Consider the following 18,829-nt stretch of genomic DNA (forward strand, 5'->3'; position numbering starts at 1 on the left):
GTGGTCCTGAGCTCCGCAACGTCTCGCTCGTTCGTCACGATTCCGAACGACGAAGAACGTGTCGTTCAGAATCGCTCCTGCACTCCCGAGAGGCTCCGCTCATGACTGCCATCACCCTTTCCGTCAACGACGTCATCACGGCCGCCCCGAGCGCCAGCTGTGACGCCGATCTGGCCCGCGGACCGTGGGACTTCGACCTGGCCCCCGGCTACGGACCGGGCGCCTCCGAGCTCGACGTCATCCCCGAGCCGGTCACCCGCCCGGGGCAGCTGCCGACCGCGTACCAGCGGATGAGCGACGACGAGCTGCACGCCCGGATCCGTACGGCCAAGGAGAAGCTCGGCAGCGACCTGGTGATCTTGGGCCACTTCTACCAGCGGGACGAGGTGGTGCAGTACGCCGACTTCGTCGGGGACTCCTTCCAGCTGGCCAACGCCGCCCTCACCCGCCCCGAGGCCAGCACCATCGTGTTCTGCGGCGTGCACTTCATGGCCGAGACCGCCGACATCCTGGCCCGGCCCGAGCAGCACGTGATCCTGCCCAACCTGGCCGCCGGCTGCTCGATGGCCGACATGGCCGACGAGGACTCCGTCGAGGCCGCCTGGGAGGACCTGATGGAGCTCTACGCCGACGAGACCGGGCCCGACGGTCTGGACGCCGACGGGCTGGCCTCGGTCATCCCGGTCACGTACATGAACTCCTCGGCCGCCCTCAAGGCGTTCTGCGGTCGGAACGGCGGCATCGTCTGCACCTCCTCCAACGCGTCCACCGTGCTCGAGTGGGCCTTCGCCCGCGGCCGGCGGGTGCTGTTCTTCCCCGACCAGCACCTGGGTCGCAACACCGCCAAGGCGATGGGCGTGCCGCTGGAGCAGATGCCGATGTGGAACCCGCGCAAGCCGCTCGGCGGCAACACGCCGGCCCAGCTGCAGGACGCCCAGGTGATCTTGTGGCACGGGTTCTGCTCGGTGCACAAGCGCTTCACCGTGGCGCAGATCGAGCAGGCCCGGGTCGAGCACCCCGGGGTCAAGATCATCGTGCACCCGGAGTGCCCGATGCCCGTGGTCGACGCCGCCGACGCGTCCGGGTCCACCGACGCGATCCGCACGTTCGTGGCCGCGGCGCAGCCGGGCGACGTGATCGGCATCGGCACCGAGGTCAACCTGGTCAACCGGCTGGCCGCCCAGAACCCGGACAAGACGATCTTCTGCCTGGACCCGGTCGTCTGCCCCTGCTCGACCATGTACCGGATCCATCCCGGCTACCTGGCCTGGACGCTGGACGGACTCGTCGAGGGCGAGATCCGCAACGAGATCGTGGTCCCCGACGAGGTGGCGGTCCACGCGAAGGTCGCGCTCGAGCGGATGCTCGCGGCGCTGCCCCGCTGACCGCCGGCCGATCCCCGACCGCCACCATCACCCGAAGGGACGCAGCATGCGCGTGATCATCATCGGCTCCGGTGTCGCCGGACTGACCGCGGCTCTTGATCTCCACCCCCAGCACGACGTGCTGGTGCTGACCAAGGCCGACGCCTCGGAGAGCAACACCCGGTACGCCCAGGGCGGCGTCGCGGTCGTCACCTCGCCGCCGGACTCGCCGGCCAGCCAGGTCGCGGACACCCTCGTGGCCGGTGCCGGGCTGAGTGACGTGGCGGCGGCCACCGTGCTCTGCGAGGGCGGACCGGCCTCCGTCCGCGAGCTGGCCGAGCGGGGGGTCGACTTCGACACCACCGCTGACGGGCGGCTGGCCCTCGGGCTGGAGGCTGCCCACGAGCACCCCCGGATCCTGCACGTGCACGGCGACGCGACCGGTGCGGCGATCGCCGCCGCGCTGGTGGACCGGGTCACCGAGGCCGGCATCGACCTGCGGGCCCGGACGACCGTGGTCGACGTCCTGCTGGACGGCGGTCGGGCGGTCGGCGTACGGCTGCTGGACGGCAGCGAGATCACGGCGGACGCGGTGATCCTGGCCACCGGTGGCGCGGGGCAGCTCTACCGCCACACCACCAACCCCGAGGTCGCCACCGGGGACGGGGTGGCCATCGCCCTGCGCGCGGGGGCGGCGGTGGCCGACGTGGAGTTCTACCAGTTCCACCCGACGTCGCTGGCCGCGGCGGGCAACTTCTTGATCTCCGAGGCCGTCCGTGGCGAGGGCGCGACGCTGGTCGACGCCGACGGGGTGCGCTTCCTGCTCGACGTCCACCCGGCGGCCGAGCTCGCTCCCCGCGACGTCGTGGCGCGCGGGATCGCCGACCAGATGGCGCGCCAGCACGGCGCCCCGGTCCGGTTGGACGCCACGGGTCTCGGCCGGGACTTCCTGGCCCGTCGCTTCCCCACCATCGACGCCAGCTGCCGCCGGCAGGGCTTCGCCTGGGACGTCGAGCCGATCCCGGTCACGCCCGCGGCGCACTACTGGATGGGCGGTGTTCGCACCGACGTCTGGGGACGCACCTCGGTCCCCGGTCTGTACGCGGTCGGCGAGGTCGCGTGCACCGGGCTGCACGGCGCCAACCGGCTCGCCTCCAACTCTCTGCTCGAGGGTCTCGTCTACGGCGGGCGCGTCGCCGACCACCTCAACGCCGACCCGGCGGATCCCCTGGTCGCCCCGGCCGCCACCGACGCCGACGACTCCGTGGGGTGGCAGGTCCCGGAACCCGTGGACCTGGGTGACGCCGCGGACGCGGAGGCGTACAACCGGTCCGATCTGCAGGCCCTGATGTGGGAGTCGGTCGGTCTGCGGCGGACCGCCGAGGGACTGCGCGAGGCGCTGGACACCCTCCGCGGCTGGCGTACCCCCGAGGTCACCGACGCCAAGTCGGCCGAGGACGCGAACCTGCTGCTGGTGGCCCGGGCCGTCACGGCGGGTGCCCTGCGGCGTACGGAGTCGCGGGGTGGCCACTTCCGCGCCGACTTCCCCGCCACCGACCCGACCCAGGCCGTCCACTCCGGTCTGGTCCTCGCCCGATGACGGATCTGCTCGGGTTTGTCGGATCTGCTCGGGCTATAGATCGAGCAGATCCGACAAACCCGAGCAAATTCAGGAAAGGAGCCCGATGAGTCTGCAGCGGCACCAGATCGAGCGCGTCGTGACCATGGCGCTCGAGGAGGACGCGCCGTTCGGCGACGTGACCAGCCAGACCTTCGTGCCGGCCACGACCACCGCCACCGCCGAGCTCGTGGCCCGGGAACCGGGGGTCTTCGCCGGCGCCGACGTGTTCGGCGTCGCCATGACCGCCCTGGACGACACCGTCAAGGTGACCCTGCTGATCACCGACGGCGACCTGTTCACCACAGGTCAGGTCCTGGCCCGGGTCGAGGGGTCGGCGCGCACGGTCCTGCAGGCGGAACGGGTAGCCCTCAACCTGGTGCAGCGGATGTGTGGTGTCGCGACCCTCACCGCCCGCTACGTCGAGGCCGTCGCCGGTACGGACGCGCGGGTCGTCGACACCCGCAAGACCACGCCGGGACTCCGGGCCCTGGAACGTCACGCCGTACGGTGCGGTGGCGGCCACAACCACCGCTACTCGCTGTCGGACGCCGTGATGGCCAAGGACAACCACCTGGCCGTGGTCGACGACATCGGCGCCGCCATCCGCCGGGCTCGGACCGAGCTCCCGCACACGATGCACCTGGAGGTGGAGATCGACCGGCTCGGCCAGCTGGACGAGGTGCTGGCCGCCGGACCGGACACGATCATGCTGGACAACTTCTCCCTCGACGACCTGGTCGAGGGCGTCCGTCGGATCGACGGTCGCGCCATCGTGGAGGCCTCCGGCGGCATCACCCTGGACACCATCGCCGCGGTGGCCGCTACCGGTGTCGACGTGATCAGCGTGGGCGCCCTCACCCACAGCGTCCGCGCCCTCGATCTCGGTCTGGACGTGGTCGTCGCGGGCGCCCGATGAGCTACCTGGATGCGGCCGCCACCACCCCCGTCCGCCGGGAGGTGCTGCAGGCGATGTGGCCGTACCTCACGACCACGTACGGCAACCCGTCCAGCCAACACGAGCTGGGCGAGGCCGCCGCTCGCGCTCTGGAGGACGCTCGCCGGGTCGTCGCCGACATCCTCGGTGCCCGGCCCGCGGAGATCACCTTCACCTCCGGCGGCACCGAGGGCGCCAACACCGCGATCAAGGGCATCGCCCTGGCGAGCCCCCGCGGCCGGCACGTGATCGTCTCCGCCGTCGAGCACCCGGCGGTGCTGGAGTCGGCGCGCTGGCTCGGCCGCCTCGGCTACGAGATCACCGAGCTGGGCGTCGACCCCGACGGCCGGGTCTCCCCGCGCGATCTCGAGGCTGCCCTGCGGCCGGACACGACACTGGTCAGCCTCCAGTACGCCAACAACGAGGTCGGCACCATCCAGCCGATCGCCGAGCTCGCCGCGCTCACCCGCGCGCACGACGTCCCGTTCCACACCGACGCCGTGCAGGCGGCGGGCTGGTTGGACCTCGACGTCGGCCGGCTCGGGGTCCAGGCCCTCAGCCTGTCCGGGCACAAGGTCGGCGCCCCCAAGGGCGTCGGCGTCCTCTACGTGGCCCGCCGCACCCCGGTCGAGCCGCTGATCCACGGCGGCGGCCAGCAGCGCGGCCTGCGCTCTGGCACCGAGGACGTGGCCGGCGCGGTGGCACTGGCCACGGCGCTCCGCCTGGCCCGGACCGCCGACGCCGCTGCCGTACGCACCCGGCGGGACGCCTTCCTCACCCGCCTCGAGCAGGCTCTGCCCGGCGTCCGGCTGACCGGCCACCGCCATCACCGGCTGCCCGGCCACGCCTCGTTCGTGCTGCCCGGCCTGAGCGGGGAGTCGGTGCTGCTCGACCTGGAGCGACGTGGCGTGATCTGCTCCAGCGGATCCGCCTGCGCCGCCGGCAGCGACGAGGCCTCGCACGTGCTGACGGCGATGGGGATCCCGTCCGAGACGGCCCAGACCGCCTTGCGGTTCACCTTCGAGGCCGACGTCACCGACGAAGAACTCGAGCGGGCGGCCGACGAGCTGATCGCCGCCGTCGCCGGCCGGCTCCCGGTAACCTCGCCCGCGTGGAACCCCCGGTAGAGCCGTACGCCAGCGGTCTGCTCGACGTCGCCGACGGCTCGCAGCTGTGGTGGGAGACGTCCGGCAACCCGGCCGGCCGGCCGGCCCTCTTCCTGCACGGCGGTCCCGGCGGACGCCTGGGTGGGGGCTACCGCCGTCGCTTCGACGCCGCCCGCTGGCGGATCGTCGGTCTCGACCAGCGCGGCTCCGGGCGCAGCCGACCGCTGGCCAGCGAGGACCTCGACTCGCTGGGGACCAACACCACCGAGCAGCTGATCGCGGACCTGGAGGAGCTCCGGCTCCACCTCGGGATCGAGCGGTGGTTGCTGCACGGCGTCTCGTGGGGCACGGGTCTGGCGGTCGCGTACGCCCTGGCCCACCCCGACCGGGTCAGCGGGGTCGTGCTCACCGCCGTGGCGCTCACCACCCGCCCCTACGTCGAGTGGATCACCGAGACCGTCGGGATGCTGTTCCCGGTCGAGTGGGCGGCCTTCGCCCGCGCCGCCGACCGTCGACCCCGCGAGCGGGTGGTGGACGCGTACGCGCGTCGGCTGACCGACCCCGACCCGGAGGTGCGCCGGCGAGCCGCCACCGACTGGTGCCGCTGGGAGGGGGTGCACATCTCGCTCGGACCGGGGATCGACGGCACCCCGATGTACCACGACGACCCCGACCAGCAGCTGCTCACCAGCACCCTGGTCACCCACTACTGGAGCCACGACGGCTTCCTCGACCATGATCACGTGCTGGCCCGGATCCCCACCCTGGCGGGCATCCCGTGCGTCATGGTCCACGGCCGGTACGACGTCAGCGGCCCGGCCGGCTTCGCGTACGAGCTCCAGCAGGCGTGGCCGGGGAGCGAGCTGATCATGGTCGACGAGGGGCACGGCGGGGCGACCATGATGGACCTGACCGCCCAGGCCATCACCCGTCTCGGAGAGAGCCGATGATCAACGAAGCCGCCCCGTCGGCCCTCGACACCGCCGCCGCCGTCCGGACCGGCCGGACCAGTGCGCGCGAGACGGCTGAAGCCGCGCTGACCCGGATCGCCCGGCTCGACCCCGAGCTCAACGCGATCGTCGCGAGCGACGCCGACCGGGCAGTCGCCCAGGCCGTCGAGGTCGACCGGCGGGTGGCCGCCGGCGAGCACCTGCCGCTGGCCGGTGTGCCGCTCGCGGTCAAGGACACCGAGGACACCGTCGGCTACCGCACGATCCACGGGTCCCGGCTGTTCGCCGACACGGCCCACGCCACGAGCGACTCCGTTCTCGTGACCCGACTCCGGGCCGCCGGCTGCGTGGTGGTCGGCAAGTCGAACACCCCGGAGTTCGCCACCTCGGCGGACACGTCCAACCTGGTCTTCGGGTCCACCCGCAACCCGTACGACGTCGACCGGGTGGCCGGTGGCTCCTCCGGCGGGGCCGCGGTGGCGGTGGCCTCGGGCATGGTGCCGCTGGCCACGGCCTCCGACGGTGGCGGGTCGATCCGGATCCCCGCGTCGGCCTGCGGTCTGCCGGGTTTCAAACCGTCGCTCGGCCGGGTGCCGGACGGCGGTCCGCACCCGGTCGACTGGCCGCTGGTCACCACCCGGGGCGTGATCACCCGTACGGTGGCCGACCTGGTCGCCACCCTCGACGTGGTGGTCGGACCCGAGCGCACCGATCTGCGCTCCCTGCCTGCGCCCTGCGAGCCGTTCTCGGTGGGTGTGGGACGCACCCCGTTGCCCCGCCGGATCGCCTGGAGTCCGCAGCTGGGCTACGCCTGGACCGAGCCGAGCATCCTCGCCGCCTGCGGTGCGGCCGTGGAACGGCTGGCGGCCGAGGGCGTGGAGGTGGTCGAGATCGACCGCGTCTTCACCTCCGAGCCGTACGACGCCTGGGGCCCGCTGATCGCGGCGTACGTGCAGCGCAGTGTCGGCGAGCTCGACCGCTCGCTGCTCAGCGACGAGGTGCGCGAGGGGATCGAGGACGCCGACCGGCTCTCCGCCCGCGACCTGCTGGCCGCCGAGGACACCTGCCACCGGCTGAACCTGGAGCTGGTCCGGGTGTTCGAGACCTGCGATCTGCTGCTCACCCCGACCCTGCACCGGGACCCACCGCAGTTCGGGGAGGCGGTGTCGTGGATCCGGGCGACCGGGGTGTTCAACCTGACCCGCTCGCCGGCCGGCACGGTCCCGGTCGGGCTGAGCGACGAGTGCCTGCCGATCGGCCTGCAGATCGTCGGACCGCAGCACGATGACGTCGGGGTGCTCGCCCTGATGCAGCACCTGCACCCCTGACCCACGCCGCGCCTGCAGCACTCCCGGGCACTGCTGCTCGGGTTTGTCGGATCTGCTCGGTCTATAGCCCGAGCAGGTCCGACAAACCCGAGCAGATCCGGGCGGGAACGCAGAACGCGACAGCGGCGGTCCCCACCGAAGTGGGAACCGCCGCCGCCGTTGTGCTCGGTTCGAGCAGTCAGGACCTGATCGTCAGATCAGAAGTCCATCCCGCCCATGCCACCCATGCCACCGTCGCCACCCGGAGCGGCCGAAGCCTTCTCCGGCTTGTCGGCGATGACGGCCTCGGTGGTGAGGAACAGGGCCGCGATCGACGCCGCGTTCTGCAGCGCGGACCGGGTCACCTTGGCCGGGTCGATGATGCCGGCCGCGACCAGGTCGACGTACTCGCCGGTGGCCGCGTTCAGGCCCTGGCCGACGGGCAGGTTGCGGACCTTCTCCGCCACGACGCCGCCCTCGAGGCCGGCGTTGATGGCGATCTGCTTCAGCGGGGCCTCGGCCGCGGTGAAGACGATCTGCGCGCCGATGGCCTCGTCACCGGTCAGGTCGACCGTGACGTGCTGAGCAGCCTGCAGCAGAGCCACGCCGCCACCGGCGACGATGCCCTCCTCGACGGCCGCCTTGGCGTTGCGCACCGCGTCCTCGATGCGGTGCTTGCGCTCCTTGAGCTCCACCTCGGTGGCCGCGCCGACCTTGATCACGGCCACGCCGCCGGCCAGCTTGGCCAGCCGCTCCTGCAGCTTCTCGCGGTCGTAGTCGGAGTCGCTGTTCTCGATCTCCGTGCGGATCTGGTTGACCCGACCGGCGATGGCGTCGGAGTCACCAGCGCCCTCGATGATCGTGGTCTCGTCCTTGGTCACGACGACCTGACGAGCCTGGCCCAGCAGCTCAAGCTCGACGCCGTCGAGCTTGAGGCCGACCTCCTCGGAGATGACCTGACCGCCGGTGAGGATGGCGATGTCGGTCAGCATGGCCTTGCGACGGTCGCCGAAGCCCGGGGCCTTGACGGCAACGGACTTGAAGGTGCCGCGGATCTTGTTGACGATCAGCGCGGCCAGGGCCTCGCCGTCGACGTCCTCGGACAGCACGACCAGCGGCTTGCCGGACTGGATGACCTTCTCCAGGATCGGCAGCAGCTCCTTGAGGTTGGAGACCTTGGAGTTGACGATCAGGATGTACGGGTCGTCGAGCACGGTCTCCATGCGCTCGGTGTCGGTGACGAAGTAGGGCGAGATGTAGCCCTTGTCGAACCGCATGCCCTCGGTGAGCTCGAGCTCCAGGCCGAAGGTGTTGGACTCGTCGACGGTGATGACGCCTTCCTTGCCGACCTTGTCCATCGCCTCGGCGATGATCTCGCCGACGCTGGCGTCACCGGCGGAGATGGAGGCGGTCGCAGCGATCTGCTCCTTGGTCTCCACGTCCTTGGCGGTCCGCGCGAGCTCGGCGATCAGGGCAGCCACGGCCGCCTCGATGCCGCGCTTGAGGCTCATCGGGTTGGCGCCCGCGGTCACGTTGCGCAGACCCTCGCGCACCATGGCCTGGGCCAGCACGGTGGCCGTGGTGGTGCCGTCGCCCGCGACGTCGTCGGTCTTCTTGGCGACCTCCTTGACGAGCTCGGCGCCGATCTTCTCGTACGGGTCCTCGAGCTCGATCTCCTTGGCGATGCTCACACCGTCGTTCGTGATGGTGGGCGCACCCCACTTCTTCTCGAGCACGACGTTGCGGCCCTTCGGGCCGAGCGTGACCTTGACGGCGTCGGCGAGCTGGTTCATCCCGCGCTCGAGGCCGCGCCGCGCTTCGGTGTTGAACTGAATGAGTTTCGGCATGTTCTCCGCGAGTCCTCCCGCGAGCGGGGTGCTGTCCCCGCGCGTTGGTGTGGATAGATGTTTGGGTCTCGCCGAGCGGTGCCCGCGACGGACGCCCGTACGCTTCGACGCAGAGGTCTCCGCTCCGGACTCACCGCTTGGTGAGGTGGCACTCTCTGTTCGAGAGTGCTAACGCCATGTTTAGCACTCTGGCATGGTGAGTGCAAACACTTCGCGCCGCATTCTCAGCGCCTGCCGGCGCATTCTCAGCACCGGCACAGGGCCGGCCGATTCCGTCCCGGCGCCGGTGACACACGGCGGTGACGTGACGCCGCTACGGTTACCCCGTGTCCGAGAACCCCACGACAGACGACTTCCCGGTGAACGACCTGCCGGAGACCGGTACGCCGGCCGCGCCCGCGAAGCCCAAGGCCACGCACGCCCTCGCGCTGGCTCCGGTCGGCTCGCCCGCCAGCTCGGTCGACGGCTTCGTCCGCGAGTTCCTCCGGGAGCTCAACTACGGCCAGGGCGTCGCGCTGTCCACGAGCTCGGTCAACGACCAGTACCTGGCGCTGGCCCGCACGGTCCGGCACTACCTGATGGCCCGCTGGCTGGAGACCCTTCGCCGCCAGGCCGAGACCCAGGCCAAGGGCGTGGCTTACCTGTCCGCGGAGTACCTGCTCGGCCGCCAGCTCGGCAACGCGCTGCTAGCCACCGGACTGACCGAGATCGTCGAGGAGGGTCTGGGCAAGTGCGGGGTGGATCTGGCCGCCCTGCGGGCCCAGGAGGTCGAGCCGGGTCTGGGCAACGGTGGTCTGGGCCGCCTGGCCGCCTGCTTCATCGACTCGCTGGCCACCATGAGCGTGCCCTGCATCGGCTACGGCATCCGCTACGAGTACGGCATCTTCCGGCAGACCTTCGTGGAGGGACGGCAGGTCGAGCAGGCCGACTCCTGGCTGGCCCTCGGTGCGCCGTGGGAGTTCCCGCACCCCGAAGCCGCGCAGATCGTCACCTTCGGCGGTCACACCGAGAAGTACACCGACACCGACGGGGTGGAGCGCTCCCGGTGGGTGGCGGGCTGGAAGGTCAAGGCCATCCCGTACAACTACATGGTCCCGGGCTACCAGAACGGTCGGGTGAACACCCTGCGGCTGTGGCGTGCGCAGGCCACCGACGCGTTCGACCTGAAGATCTTCAACTCCGGCGACTACGAGGAGGCGGTCCGCGCCCAGACGTTCGCGGAGAACATCTCCAAGGTGCTCTACCCGGAGGACTCCACCCCCCAGGGCAAGGAGCTGCGGCTGCAGCAGCAGTACTTCTTCGTCTCGGCCTCCATCCACGACTTCGTGAACTCGGTCCTGCCGAAGGACTTCGACCTGCACAAGCTGCCGGACCGCATCATCTTCCAGCTCAACGACACCCACCCGGTGATCGGGGTGCCGGAGCTGATGCGGGTGCTGATCGACGAGAAGAAGATGGACTGGGACGAGGCCTGGGCCATCACCCAGCAGTGCTTCGCCTACACCTGTCACACCCTGCTGCCGGAGGCGCTGGAGGTCTGGTCGGTGGACCTGCTCGGTCGCCTCCTGCCCCGCCACCTGGAGATCATCTACCGGATCAACGAGGAGTTCCTCGAGCGGGTGTCCGAGCGCTTCGACGGCGACCAGCTGCGGGTCAGCCGGATGTCGATCATCGCCGAGCACCCCGAGCGGGCGGTCCGGATGGCGTACCTGGCCACCGTGGCCGGGGCCAAGGTGAACGGTGTGGCCGAGCTGCACTCCCAGCTGCTGCGGGACAAGGTGCTGCCCGACTTCGACGAGTTCTTCCCGGGCAAGTTCACCAACGTCACCAACGGCGTCACCCCACGCCGGTTCGTCCGGCTGGCCAACCCGGCGCTGTCGGAGCTGATCACCGACGCCATCGGGGTCGGCTGGCTGACCGACCTGGAGCGGCTGCGGGAGCTCGAGCCGTACGCCGAGGACGAGGAGTTCCGGGACCGGTTCCGCGAGGTCAAGGCGCACAACAAGCGCCGGTTGAACCGGGTGCTGGTGGAGCGGGACGGGTTCACCGTCGACGACTCCCACCTGCTCGACGTGATGGTCAAGCGGCTGCACGAGTACAAGCGGCAGACGCTCAAGGTGCTGCACATCGTCACCGAGTACGAGCGGATCATCTCCGGGGAGGTGAAGCCGGCCGACATCACGCCGCGCACCTTCATCTTCGGGGCCAAGGCCGCGCCCGGCTACAAGATCGCCAAGGACATCATCCACCTGATCAACGGGGTGGGCGCGGTCGTCAACAACGACAAGCGCGTCGAGGGCCGGCTGAAGGTGCTGTTCCCGCCCAACTACAACGTGACGCTGGCCGAGAAGGTCATCCCGGCCGCCGACCTGTCCGAGCAGATCTCGTTGGCCGGCAAGGAGGCGTCGGGCACGGGGAACATGAAGTTCGCCCTCAACGGTGCGCTGACCATCGGCACCGACGACGGCGCCAACATCGAGATCCGCGAGCTGGTCGGGGACGACAACTTCTTCCTGTTCGGGTTGCTGGAGCCCGAGGTCGAGGCGCTCTATGCCAAGGGCTACGTGCCGAGCTCGTTCTACGAGTCCGACCCCAGCCTCAAGCGGGCCATCGACCTGATCGCCCAGGGAGCGTTCTCCGACGGCGACCGGGACGTATTCGCCCCCGTCGTCGGCAACCTGCTCTACGAGGACCGGTTCATGGCCCTGGCCGACTACCGCGCCTACATCGACGCGCAGGACAAGGTCGGGGCCGCGTACGCCGACACCGACGCCTGGACGAGGTCGGCCATCCTCAACGTCGCCCGGTCCGGGTTCTTCTCCTCCGACCGCTCGATGCGCCACTACATCGACCGGATCTGGCACACCCCGCCGGCCTTCTGATCGGGGTCCTCCCGCGTCGACGTCCGTACGGCCGAGGGCCGGGTCCCCGTGAGCGGGACCCGGCCCTCGTACGTTCTCCGACCAACCTGGGCCGCACCGCCCCTGCCCCGGCTTCGGCCCCGGCCTCGATCCCATAGACCGGGAATGCATCTGCACACCCGCAGGTTGCGAATGGTCATGGTGCAACAGCAGGTGAGTCGGGCCGAGGTCGGTCTGCGGTCGAGTCGTGGTCCGATCCTGCTGGCGATGATGCTGTCGGTCGGGCTGGTGGCGATCGACTCGACCATCCTGGCTACGGCGATCCCGGCCATCGTCGACGACCTCGGCGGCTTCAACCAGTTCCCCTGGCTGTTCTCGGTGTTCCTGCTGGCCCAGGCCGTGTCGGTGCCGATCTACGCGAAGTTCTCCGACCAGTACGGGCGGAAGCCGATCATGCTGATCGGGGTCGGGCTGTTCCTGGTCGGCTCGATCCTGTGCGGCTTCGCCTGGAGCATGCCGTCGCTGATCGTGTTCCGCGGTCTGCAGGGCCTCGGCGCCGGAGCGATCATGCCCACGTCGATGACCATCGTCGGGGACCTCTACAGCCTCGCCGAGCGCGCCACCGTGCAGGGCTACATGGCCAGCGTCTGGGCCATCTCCGCCGTCGTCGGTCCGGCCCTGGGCGGCATCTTCGTCGAGGTGCTCGACTGGCGCTGGATCTTCTTCGTCAACGTGCCGCTGGCCCTGTTCGCCGGCTGGACCCTGGTCCGTCGGTTCCACGAGGACGTCGAGCGGGTCCGCCACCGGATCGACGTCGGTGGCGCGGTGCTGCTGACCGGCGGGTCCTCGCTGCTGATCCTCGGCCTGCTGGAAGGCGGCGTCCTGTGGCCCTGGCTCTCGCCGGCCGGCGTCGCCGTGCTGGGCGGGGCGCTGCTGCTGCTGGTCGGCTTCGCCCTCGTCGAGCGGCGCGCCGCCGAACCCATCATCCCGGGCTGGATCTTCCGGGCCCGGCTGCTCAACACCACCAACCTGGTGAGCCTCTCGGTCGGCGCCATGCTCGTCGGACTGACCTCCTACGTGCCGCTCTACGTGCAGGGGGTGCTCGGCCACAACGCCCTGGTCGGCGGCTTCGCCGTGGCGTCACTGACCATCGGCTGGCCGATCGCCGCCGCCACCGCCGGTCGCGTCTACCTGCGGATCGGCTTCCGCGCGACCGCGCTGATCGGCTCGGTGGTGGCGCTCGTCGGGGCCGGCCTGCTGGCCACGCTCGCCGTCGACTCGCCCGTCTGGCTGGTCGCGGTGACCTGCTTCGTCGTCGGTCTCGGCATGGGCTGGATCGCCAGTCCGACCCTGATCGCCGCCCAGTCCTCCGCCGAGTGGCACGTCCGGGGCGTGGTCACCGGCACCAACATGTTCGCCCGCTCGATGGGCTCCGCGGTCGGCATCGCCGTCTTCGGCGCGATCGCCAACGCCGCCCTGGCCGGTTCGGCGTCGGGTGGTCACGGCAGCATCACCCTCGACGGGGTGGACCCCGCTCAGCTGTTCGACGCCCTGCACCGCGTGTTCGTGGGCTCGGCGGTGGTGGCCTTGGCCATGCTGCTCGGCGTCGCGCTGATGCCCCGGAAGTCCGACTCCCACCAGGTGGACGCCGCCTCCCGCTGAGCTGACTCCGGGCCGGTCAGAAGCCGTGCCGGCCCGGCCCACCACCCACACCGCCGAGTCGGCAGGATGGGGCGGGTGAGCGTCCCCGACCCCACGTCCGCCGAGGCGCCGCTGCCCGATCCCTGCGTGGTGGTGCTGGCCGGGGCGGCCGGGGCCGGCAAGTCCACCTGGGCGGCGGCTCGCTACGCCCGCCCCGAGATCGTCTCCACCGACGCCCTGCGCGCGGTGGTGGGCACCGGCCCAGCCGACCTCGACGCCTCGGTGGACGCGTTCGCCGTCGCCGATCTGGTCATCGACGCCCGGCTGCGCCGTGGCCTGACCACCGTGGTCGACACACTGGGCCTGGACCCGGACCGACGCTCGGCGCTGCGGGACCGGGCGCGTACGGCCGGTCTGCCAGCGGTCCTGGTCATCCTGGACACCGACGCCCCCCTGTGCCGGACCCGGAACGCGGGACGCGACCGCCCGGTCCATGCCGACGTCCTCACCGGTCAGCTCCGGCGGGTTCGCGCCCTGCTCGCCGTGGCCCAGACCGAGGGCTGGGACCGGGTCCTCATGGTCACCGCTGCGCCCGGAGCACCCGAACCGGGGCCGGAGCCTGCCTCCGCTGTCGAGACCGGCACCGGCCGGGTGCCGGTCATCCTGCAGCTGTCCCGGTTCGGCTGGGGCGACGACCCCGCCGGCTGGCTGCGGGACGTGGCCCTGACCGCCGACCAGATGGGTTTCGCCGGCATCGCCGTGATGGACCACCTGATCCAGATCCCCCAGGTCGGCCGGGCCTGGGAGCCGATCCCGGAGCCCTGGGTGACCCTCGGCCTCCTCGCCGGCCTGGACACGTCGCTCCGACTCGGCACCCTGGTCTCGCCGGTGACCCTGCGGCCGGCCGGGGTGATCGCCAAGACCGCGGCCACGCTCGACGTGCTCAGCGGCGGTCGGGCCTTCTGCGGTCTGGGCGCCGGCTGGTGGAACCGCGAGCACGCGGCGTACGGGGTCGACTTCCCGCCCGCCCGGGAACGGCTCGATCGGCTCGAGGCGACCATCGAGACCCTCCGGACGCTGTGGGGCGCCGGCACGAAGCCGTACGCGGGTCGCCGGGTCCAGCTGCCCGAGACGACCTGCTACCCCCGGCCCGTCGGACCGCTGCCGATCGTCGTGGGGGGCGGCGGTGAGCAGCGCACGCTGAAGATCGCCGCCACCCTCGGCGACGGGTGCAACCTGCGGGTCGACGAGGCGCTGCCGCACAAGATCGACGTGTTCACCCGCTACCGCGAGGACGCCGGTCGGCGGTCCATGATCACCGTGCTCGACCTGCCTGTGGTCGGCTCCGACCGGGAGGACGCGGCACGGCGGGTCGAGCGGGTCCGGGGTCGGCTCACCGCCCGGGCGTACGCGGCCCGGCATCCGGTCGGACCGGTCGAGCTGCACCGGCGCCGCTGGGCGGACCTGACCGAGCGCGGGGTCGAGCAGATCTTCATGGCCCTCCCCGATCTGGACCGGGCGAGCGACCTCGAGGTGTGCGCGCCTCTGCTCGCCGACTGAGGTCGCCCTCTGAACGCGCCGGGCCCCTTGAAATTTCCGTCATTCGACGGGTATCGCAGCACCCGGCCCCCGCCTGATGCAGCAGAAGCCGTCGAGTGACGGATAGTTCAGGACACCTGGGCCGGACGGGCGCGCCCCGGCAACCGAGGCCTCAGTCGGCGGAGATCTCCTCGTCCTCCCGCGGGGCGAGCTGCTCGACCAGCGGCACCACGTCCGCGATGGAGTCGACGATCCGGGTGGGGCGGTAGGGGTAGACGGCGACCTGCTCGGCGCGGGTGGAGCCGGTCAGCACCAGCACCGTCCGCAGCCCCGCCTCGATGCCGGCGATCACGTCGGTGTCCATCCGGTCCCCCACCATCACCGTGCTCTCCGAGTGCGCGTCGATCTGGTTGAGGGCCGACCGCATCATCAGCGGGTTGGGTTTGCCGACGAAGTAGGGCTGCACCCCGGTGGCCCGGGAGATCAGCGCGGCGACCGATCCGGTGGCCGGCAGCGAACCCTCCGGTGAGGGGCCGGTGACGTCGGGGTTGGTGGCGATGAAGCGGGCACCCCGCTCGATCAGCCGGATGGCCTTGGTGATGGCTTCGAACGAGTAGGTCCGCGTCTCCCCGAGGACCACGTAATCCGGATCGGACTCGGTCAGGATGAAGCCCTCGTGGTGCAGCGCGGAGGTCAGCCCGGCCTCCCCGATCACGTACGCCGAGCCGCCCTGCGCCTGGTCGGCCAGGAACTGCGCGGTGGCCAGGGCCGACGTCCAGATGGCGTCCTCGGGGACGTCGATCCCGCTCGACAGCAGCCGGGCCCGGAGGTCCCGGGCGGTGAAGATGGAGTTGTTGGTCAGCACCAGGAAGCGCCGCCCGTGCTGCTCGAGCGCGGCGATGAACTCGGCGGCGCCAGGGATGGCCCGCTCCTCGTGGACCAGCACGCCGTCCATGTCGGTGAGCCAGCAGGACACGGGCGGGCGGTCGGTCATCGGGGCAGCCTCTCCGGAGCGAGAACGGTCATGCCACCAACCTGACAGACCGATCTCGGCCGCTCGGCCCGGGGTGGTCCTGGCGCGGCTCGGTAGGCTGGCTCCATCATGCGCACGAGCACCCTGACCACGATCGCCGCCGCCGTCCTGGCCGGTGGCACCGTCGGGTTGCTCGCCGGCTGCACGACCCCGGCCCCGGAGGCATCGGTCTCCCCCGCCGCGACGCCATCCGCGCGGCCGTCCGACACGCTGCCTCCCGGCGCCACCGGCGCCCGAGCACCGCTGGGCCTGGAGGTCCGCTACGTCGACGCCGACGGGAAGTTCCAGACCGTGGCGCCGAAGGACTTCCGCCGCTGAGCCCCGGGCCCGCCGGTGAGCCCCCGGCCCGCCGCTGATCCCCTGACTCGCCGCTGAGCCCTTGAGCCGCCGCTGAGCCCCTGGGCGGGCCGGCCTCCTCAGGGGAGCTGGTGCAGCGCCAGCGGCAACACCGTCGACGCCCCCGCCTCGGCCAGCAGGGAACCCGCCACGGTGACGGTCCACCGCGTACGGATCCTGTCGTCGACCAGCAGCACCGGACCCTGCAGCTCGACGCCGGGCAGGAGTGACGTCCGGGCCAGCAGGTCGCGCGCCCGCACGCTGGAGGCGGCGTCCTCGGTCGGCGGCGGCCCGGACACCGCGAGCGCCTCGACCAGGGGCAACCGCCCGATCAGCGCGACATGGGCAGCGACCGAGCCGACCAGACGCGGATAGCGCCGGGACGGCATCGCCACCACTGCGGTCGGCCGCTGCCAGGTCTTCGACCAGCGCTTCAGGACCTCGACCACGGCCTCCAGCACCTCCGGAGGCGCCTCGCCGTCCTGCCGCCACAGCTCGGCCAGCACCGACGACCAGGCGGGGTCGTCCGCGTACGCCATCGCCCGGCCCTCGCCGAGGAAGCCGATCTTGCCCTTCTTGCCGGGCAGCCCGCTGACCCAGATCTTGCGCGGCTCGACCAGCACGTCCTGCCCCCGGAAGTAGCGTCGCGCCGCCTCGATCGTGGGCGCCGACGGCCGCAGCCCGGGGGCCGGCAGCCGGCCGTCGCAGACCGAGCACTGCCCGCACGGCTTGGGGTCCGGGTCGTCCAGCGCCAGCTGGAGGAACTGCATCAGACAGCCCTCACCGTGCGCGTAGCGACGCATCAGGTCCGCCTCGGTGGCCCGGACCTTCCGTAGCGCCGCCCACTTGGCCTCGTCGAAGTGCCACCCCTTGCCCGTGGAGACCCAGCCCGACCCCTGCCGGGTCACCGCGTCGTCGACGGCGAGGATCTTGAGCACCGTCTCCAACCGGCCCCGGCGGATGCCGGTGGCGTTCTCCAGGGCGGGCACCGACTGCGGCTCGTCGGCCAGCACGTCCAGGATCTGCTCGACCTGCCCCTCCACCGGGATGCCGGCGGTGGCGAAGTAGTCCCAGATCTTCTCGTCGGCCTCGCTGGGCACCAGCACCGCCGTCGCGTCGTCCAGGGCTCGACCCGCCCGACCGACCTGCTGGTAGTAGGCCACCGGCGAGGCCGGCGACCCCAGGTGCAGGCAGAACGCCAGATCGGGCTTGTCGTAACCCATGCCCAGCGCCGAGGTGGCCACCAGCGCCTTGACCTGGTTGGCGCGCAGCCGGTCCTCGAGCTCCTGGCGGTTCTGGGTCTGCCCCGAGTAGGCGGCCACGTCGTGCCCGAGGCTGGTCAGGAAGCCGGCGACCCGCTCCGACTCCTTCACCGTGAGCACGTAGATGATCCCGGACCCGGGCAGCTCGGTCAGCGCGTCGGCCACCCAGGCGTACCGCTCCAACGGCGTCAGCCCGGGAACGACCGCCAAGCGCAGGGAGGCCCGGGCCAGCGAGCCGCGGAGGGTCACGGTGTCGTCGCCGAGCTGGGCGGCCACGTCGCTGGTGACCCGCTCGTTGGCGGTGGCGGTGGTGGCCAGCACCGGCGTGTCCGGAGCGAGGGAGAGCAGCGTGCGGGTCAGGCGCTGGTAGTCGGGGCGGAAGTCGAAGCCCCAGTCCGATACGCAGTGGGCCTCGTCGATGACCAGCAGCCCGCAGGAAGCCAGCAGGTCGGGCAGCCGGCGGGCGAACCCCGGGTTGGCCAGCCGCTCCGGCGAGATCAGCAGGACGTCGATCAGCCCCTGCTGGAGATCGGCCAGCACCGGGTCCCACTCGTCGATGTTGGTGGAGTTGATGGTCGCCGCCCGCAGACCCGCCCGCTCGGCCGCGGCGATCTGGTCGCGCATCAGGGCCAGCAGTGGGGACACCACCAGGGTGGGCCCACCACCGTGGGAACGCAGCGCCCTGGTCGCCGCCCAGTAGACCGCCGACTTGCCCCAGCCGGTGGCCTGCACGACCAGCACCCGCCGCCGGTGGTCGACCAGCTCGGCCACCGCCCGCAGCTGGTCCTCGCGCGGTGCCGCGTCCGGACCGGCCATCGCGGCGATGGTCCGGCGGAGGGCGTCCTCGCTGGAGAGGGCCAGGGTGGTGTCGACTGCCATGCCCGCCATAGTGCCCCCCGGCACCCACAGAACGGCGCCCGCTCACTCCCCGATCCGCTGACGCCCCCTTTCGCCCGCTCACGCACCGCCTGCGGAGGGGGCGTCGGGTAGCGAATCGGGGCGTCAGCGCGGGCCTTGACAGAATGAGC

Annotated in this window: 13 protein-coding genes; 10 read left to right on the plus strand and 3 right to left on the minus strand. The window is 71.5% G+C overall.

All coding sequences use genetic code 11. The features are described from left to right. Window positions 1-101 precede the first annotated feature (101 nt). The 6 genes from nadA (at window position 102) to ABD714_RS16690 (ending at window position 7,303) form a co-directional block, all read left to right on the plus strand. Window positions 102-1,385 carry a quinolinate synthase NadA gene (gene nadA / locus ABD714_RS16665; protein WP_344813530.1) on the plus strand — a complete coding sequence of 428 codons (1,284 nt, stop codon included), beginning with the start codon at window positions 102-104 and terminating at the stop codon, window positions 1,383-1,385. A 46-nt stretch (window positions 1,386-1,431) separates the two neighbouring features. Then, window positions 1,432-2,964, plus strand: a complete 1,533-nt coding sequence (nadB, locus tag ABD714_RS16670) for an L-aspartate oxidase (protein ID WP_344813531.1) — start codon at window positions 1,432-1,434, stop codon at window positions 2,962-2,964. A gap of 85 nt (window positions 2,965-3,049) precedes the next feature. Then, window positions 3,050-3,901 carry a carboxylating nicotinate-nucleotide diphosphorylase gene (gene nadC / locus ABD714_RS16675; RefSeq protein ID WP_344813532.1) on the plus strand — a complete coding sequence of 284 codons (852 nt, stop codon included), beginning with the start codon at window positions 3,050-3,052 and terminating at the stop codon, window positions 3,899-3,901. Then, window positions 3,898-5,046: a cysteine desulfurase family protein gene (locus tag ABD714_RS16680; protein ID WP_344813533.1), complete on the plus strand. Its 1,149-nt coding sequence runs from the start codon at window positions 3,898-3,900 to the stop codon at window positions 5,044-5,046. The genes nadC and ABD714_RS16680 overlap by 4 nt, the downstream gene beginning before the upstream one ends. Beyond that, entirely contained in the window at window positions 5,031-5,975 is a 945-nt protein-coding gene (locus tag ABD714_RS16685) for an alpha/beta fold hydrolase (protein WP_344813534.1), read from the plus strand. Before ABD714_RS16680 ends, ABD714_RS16685 begins: the two co-directional genes overlap by 16 nt. Beyond that, window positions 5,972-7,303, plus strand: a complete 1,332-nt coding sequence (locus tag ABD714_RS16690; RefSeq protein WP_344813535.1) for an amidase — start codon at window positions 5,972-5,974, stop codon at window positions 7,301-7,303. The genes ABD714_RS16685 and ABD714_RS16690 overlap by 4 nt, the downstream gene beginning before the upstream one ends. Before the next feature lie 197 nt (window positions 7,304-7,500). Here the strand turns inward: ABD714_RS16690 and groL are convergent, their stop codons facing one another. Next, window positions 7,501-9,129 (minus strand): chaperonin GroEL, encoded by a 1,629-nt coding sequence (gene groL / locus ABD714_RS16695; protein WP_344813536.1) that lies wholly within the window; start codon window positions 9,127-9,129, stop codon window positions 7,501-7,503. 326 nt (window positions 9,130-9,455) lie between these two features. Between groL and ABD714_RS16700 the strand changes: the two genes are divergently transcribed. The 3 genes from ABD714_RS16700 (at window position 9,456) to ABD714_RS16710 (ending at window position 15,191) form a co-directional block, all read left to right on the plus strand. Further along, a complete protein-coding gene (locus tag ABD714_RS16700) occupies window positions 9,456-12,011 on the plus strand; it encodes a glycogen/starch/alpha-glucan phosphorylase (protein ID WP_344813537.1) in 2,556 nt (851 codons plus the stop codon). A gap of 171 nt (window positions 12,012-12,182) precedes the next feature. Beyond that, window positions 12,183-13,652 carry an MDR family MFS transporter gene (locus tag ABD714_RS16705; protein ID WP_344813538.1) on the plus strand — a complete coding sequence of 490 codons (1,470 nt, stop codon included), beginning with the start codon at window positions 12,183-12,185 and terminating at the stop codon, window positions 13,650-13,652. 75 nt (window positions 13,653-13,727) lie between these two features. Beyond that, window positions 13,728-15,191 (plus strand): LLM class flavin-dependent oxidoreductase, encoded by a 1,464-nt coding sequence (locus ABD714_RS16710; RefSeq protein WP_344813539.1) that lies wholly within the window; start codon window positions 13,728-13,730, stop codon window positions 15,189-15,191. 151 nt (window positions 15,192-15,342) lie between these two features. On the opposite strand, the gene ABD714_RS16715 is transcribed toward ABD714_RS16710, so the two are convergent. Beyond that, the gene (locus tag ABD714_RS16715; RefSeq protein ID WP_344813540.1) at window positions 15,343-16,164 is read right to left on the minus strand and encodes an HAD-IIA family hydrolase; all 822 of its coding nucleotides are present in this window, start codon (window positions 16,162-16,164) and stop codon (window positions 15,343-15,345) included. Window positions 16,165-16,272: 108 nt separating this feature from the next. On the opposite strand from ABD714_RS16715, the gene ABD714_RS16720 reads away from it, so the two are divergent. Continuing rightward, window positions 16,273-16,521 (plus strand): hypothetical protein, encoded by a 249-nt coding sequence (locus ABD714_RS16720; RefSeq protein ID WP_344813541.1) that lies wholly within the window; start codon window positions 16,273-16,275, stop codon window positions 16,519-16,521. Between the two features lie 98 nt (window positions 16,522-16,619). Here ABD714_RS16720 and ABD714_RS16725 read toward each other — a convergent pair whose 3' ends face one another. Next, window positions 16,620-18,680, minus strand: coding sequence for a DEAD/DEAH box helicase (locus ABD714_RS16725; protein WP_344813542.1), 2,061 nt, complete (start codon window positions 18,678-18,680; stop codon window positions 16,620-16,622). Between the last annotated feature and the right edge of the window lie 149 nt (window positions 18,681-18,829).

The organism is Microlunatus aurantiacus, assembly GCF_039536605.1.
GTDB classification, from domain to species: Bacteria; Actinomycetota; Actinomycetes; order Propionibacteriales; family Propionibacteriaceae; genus Microlunatus; species Microlunatus aurantiacus.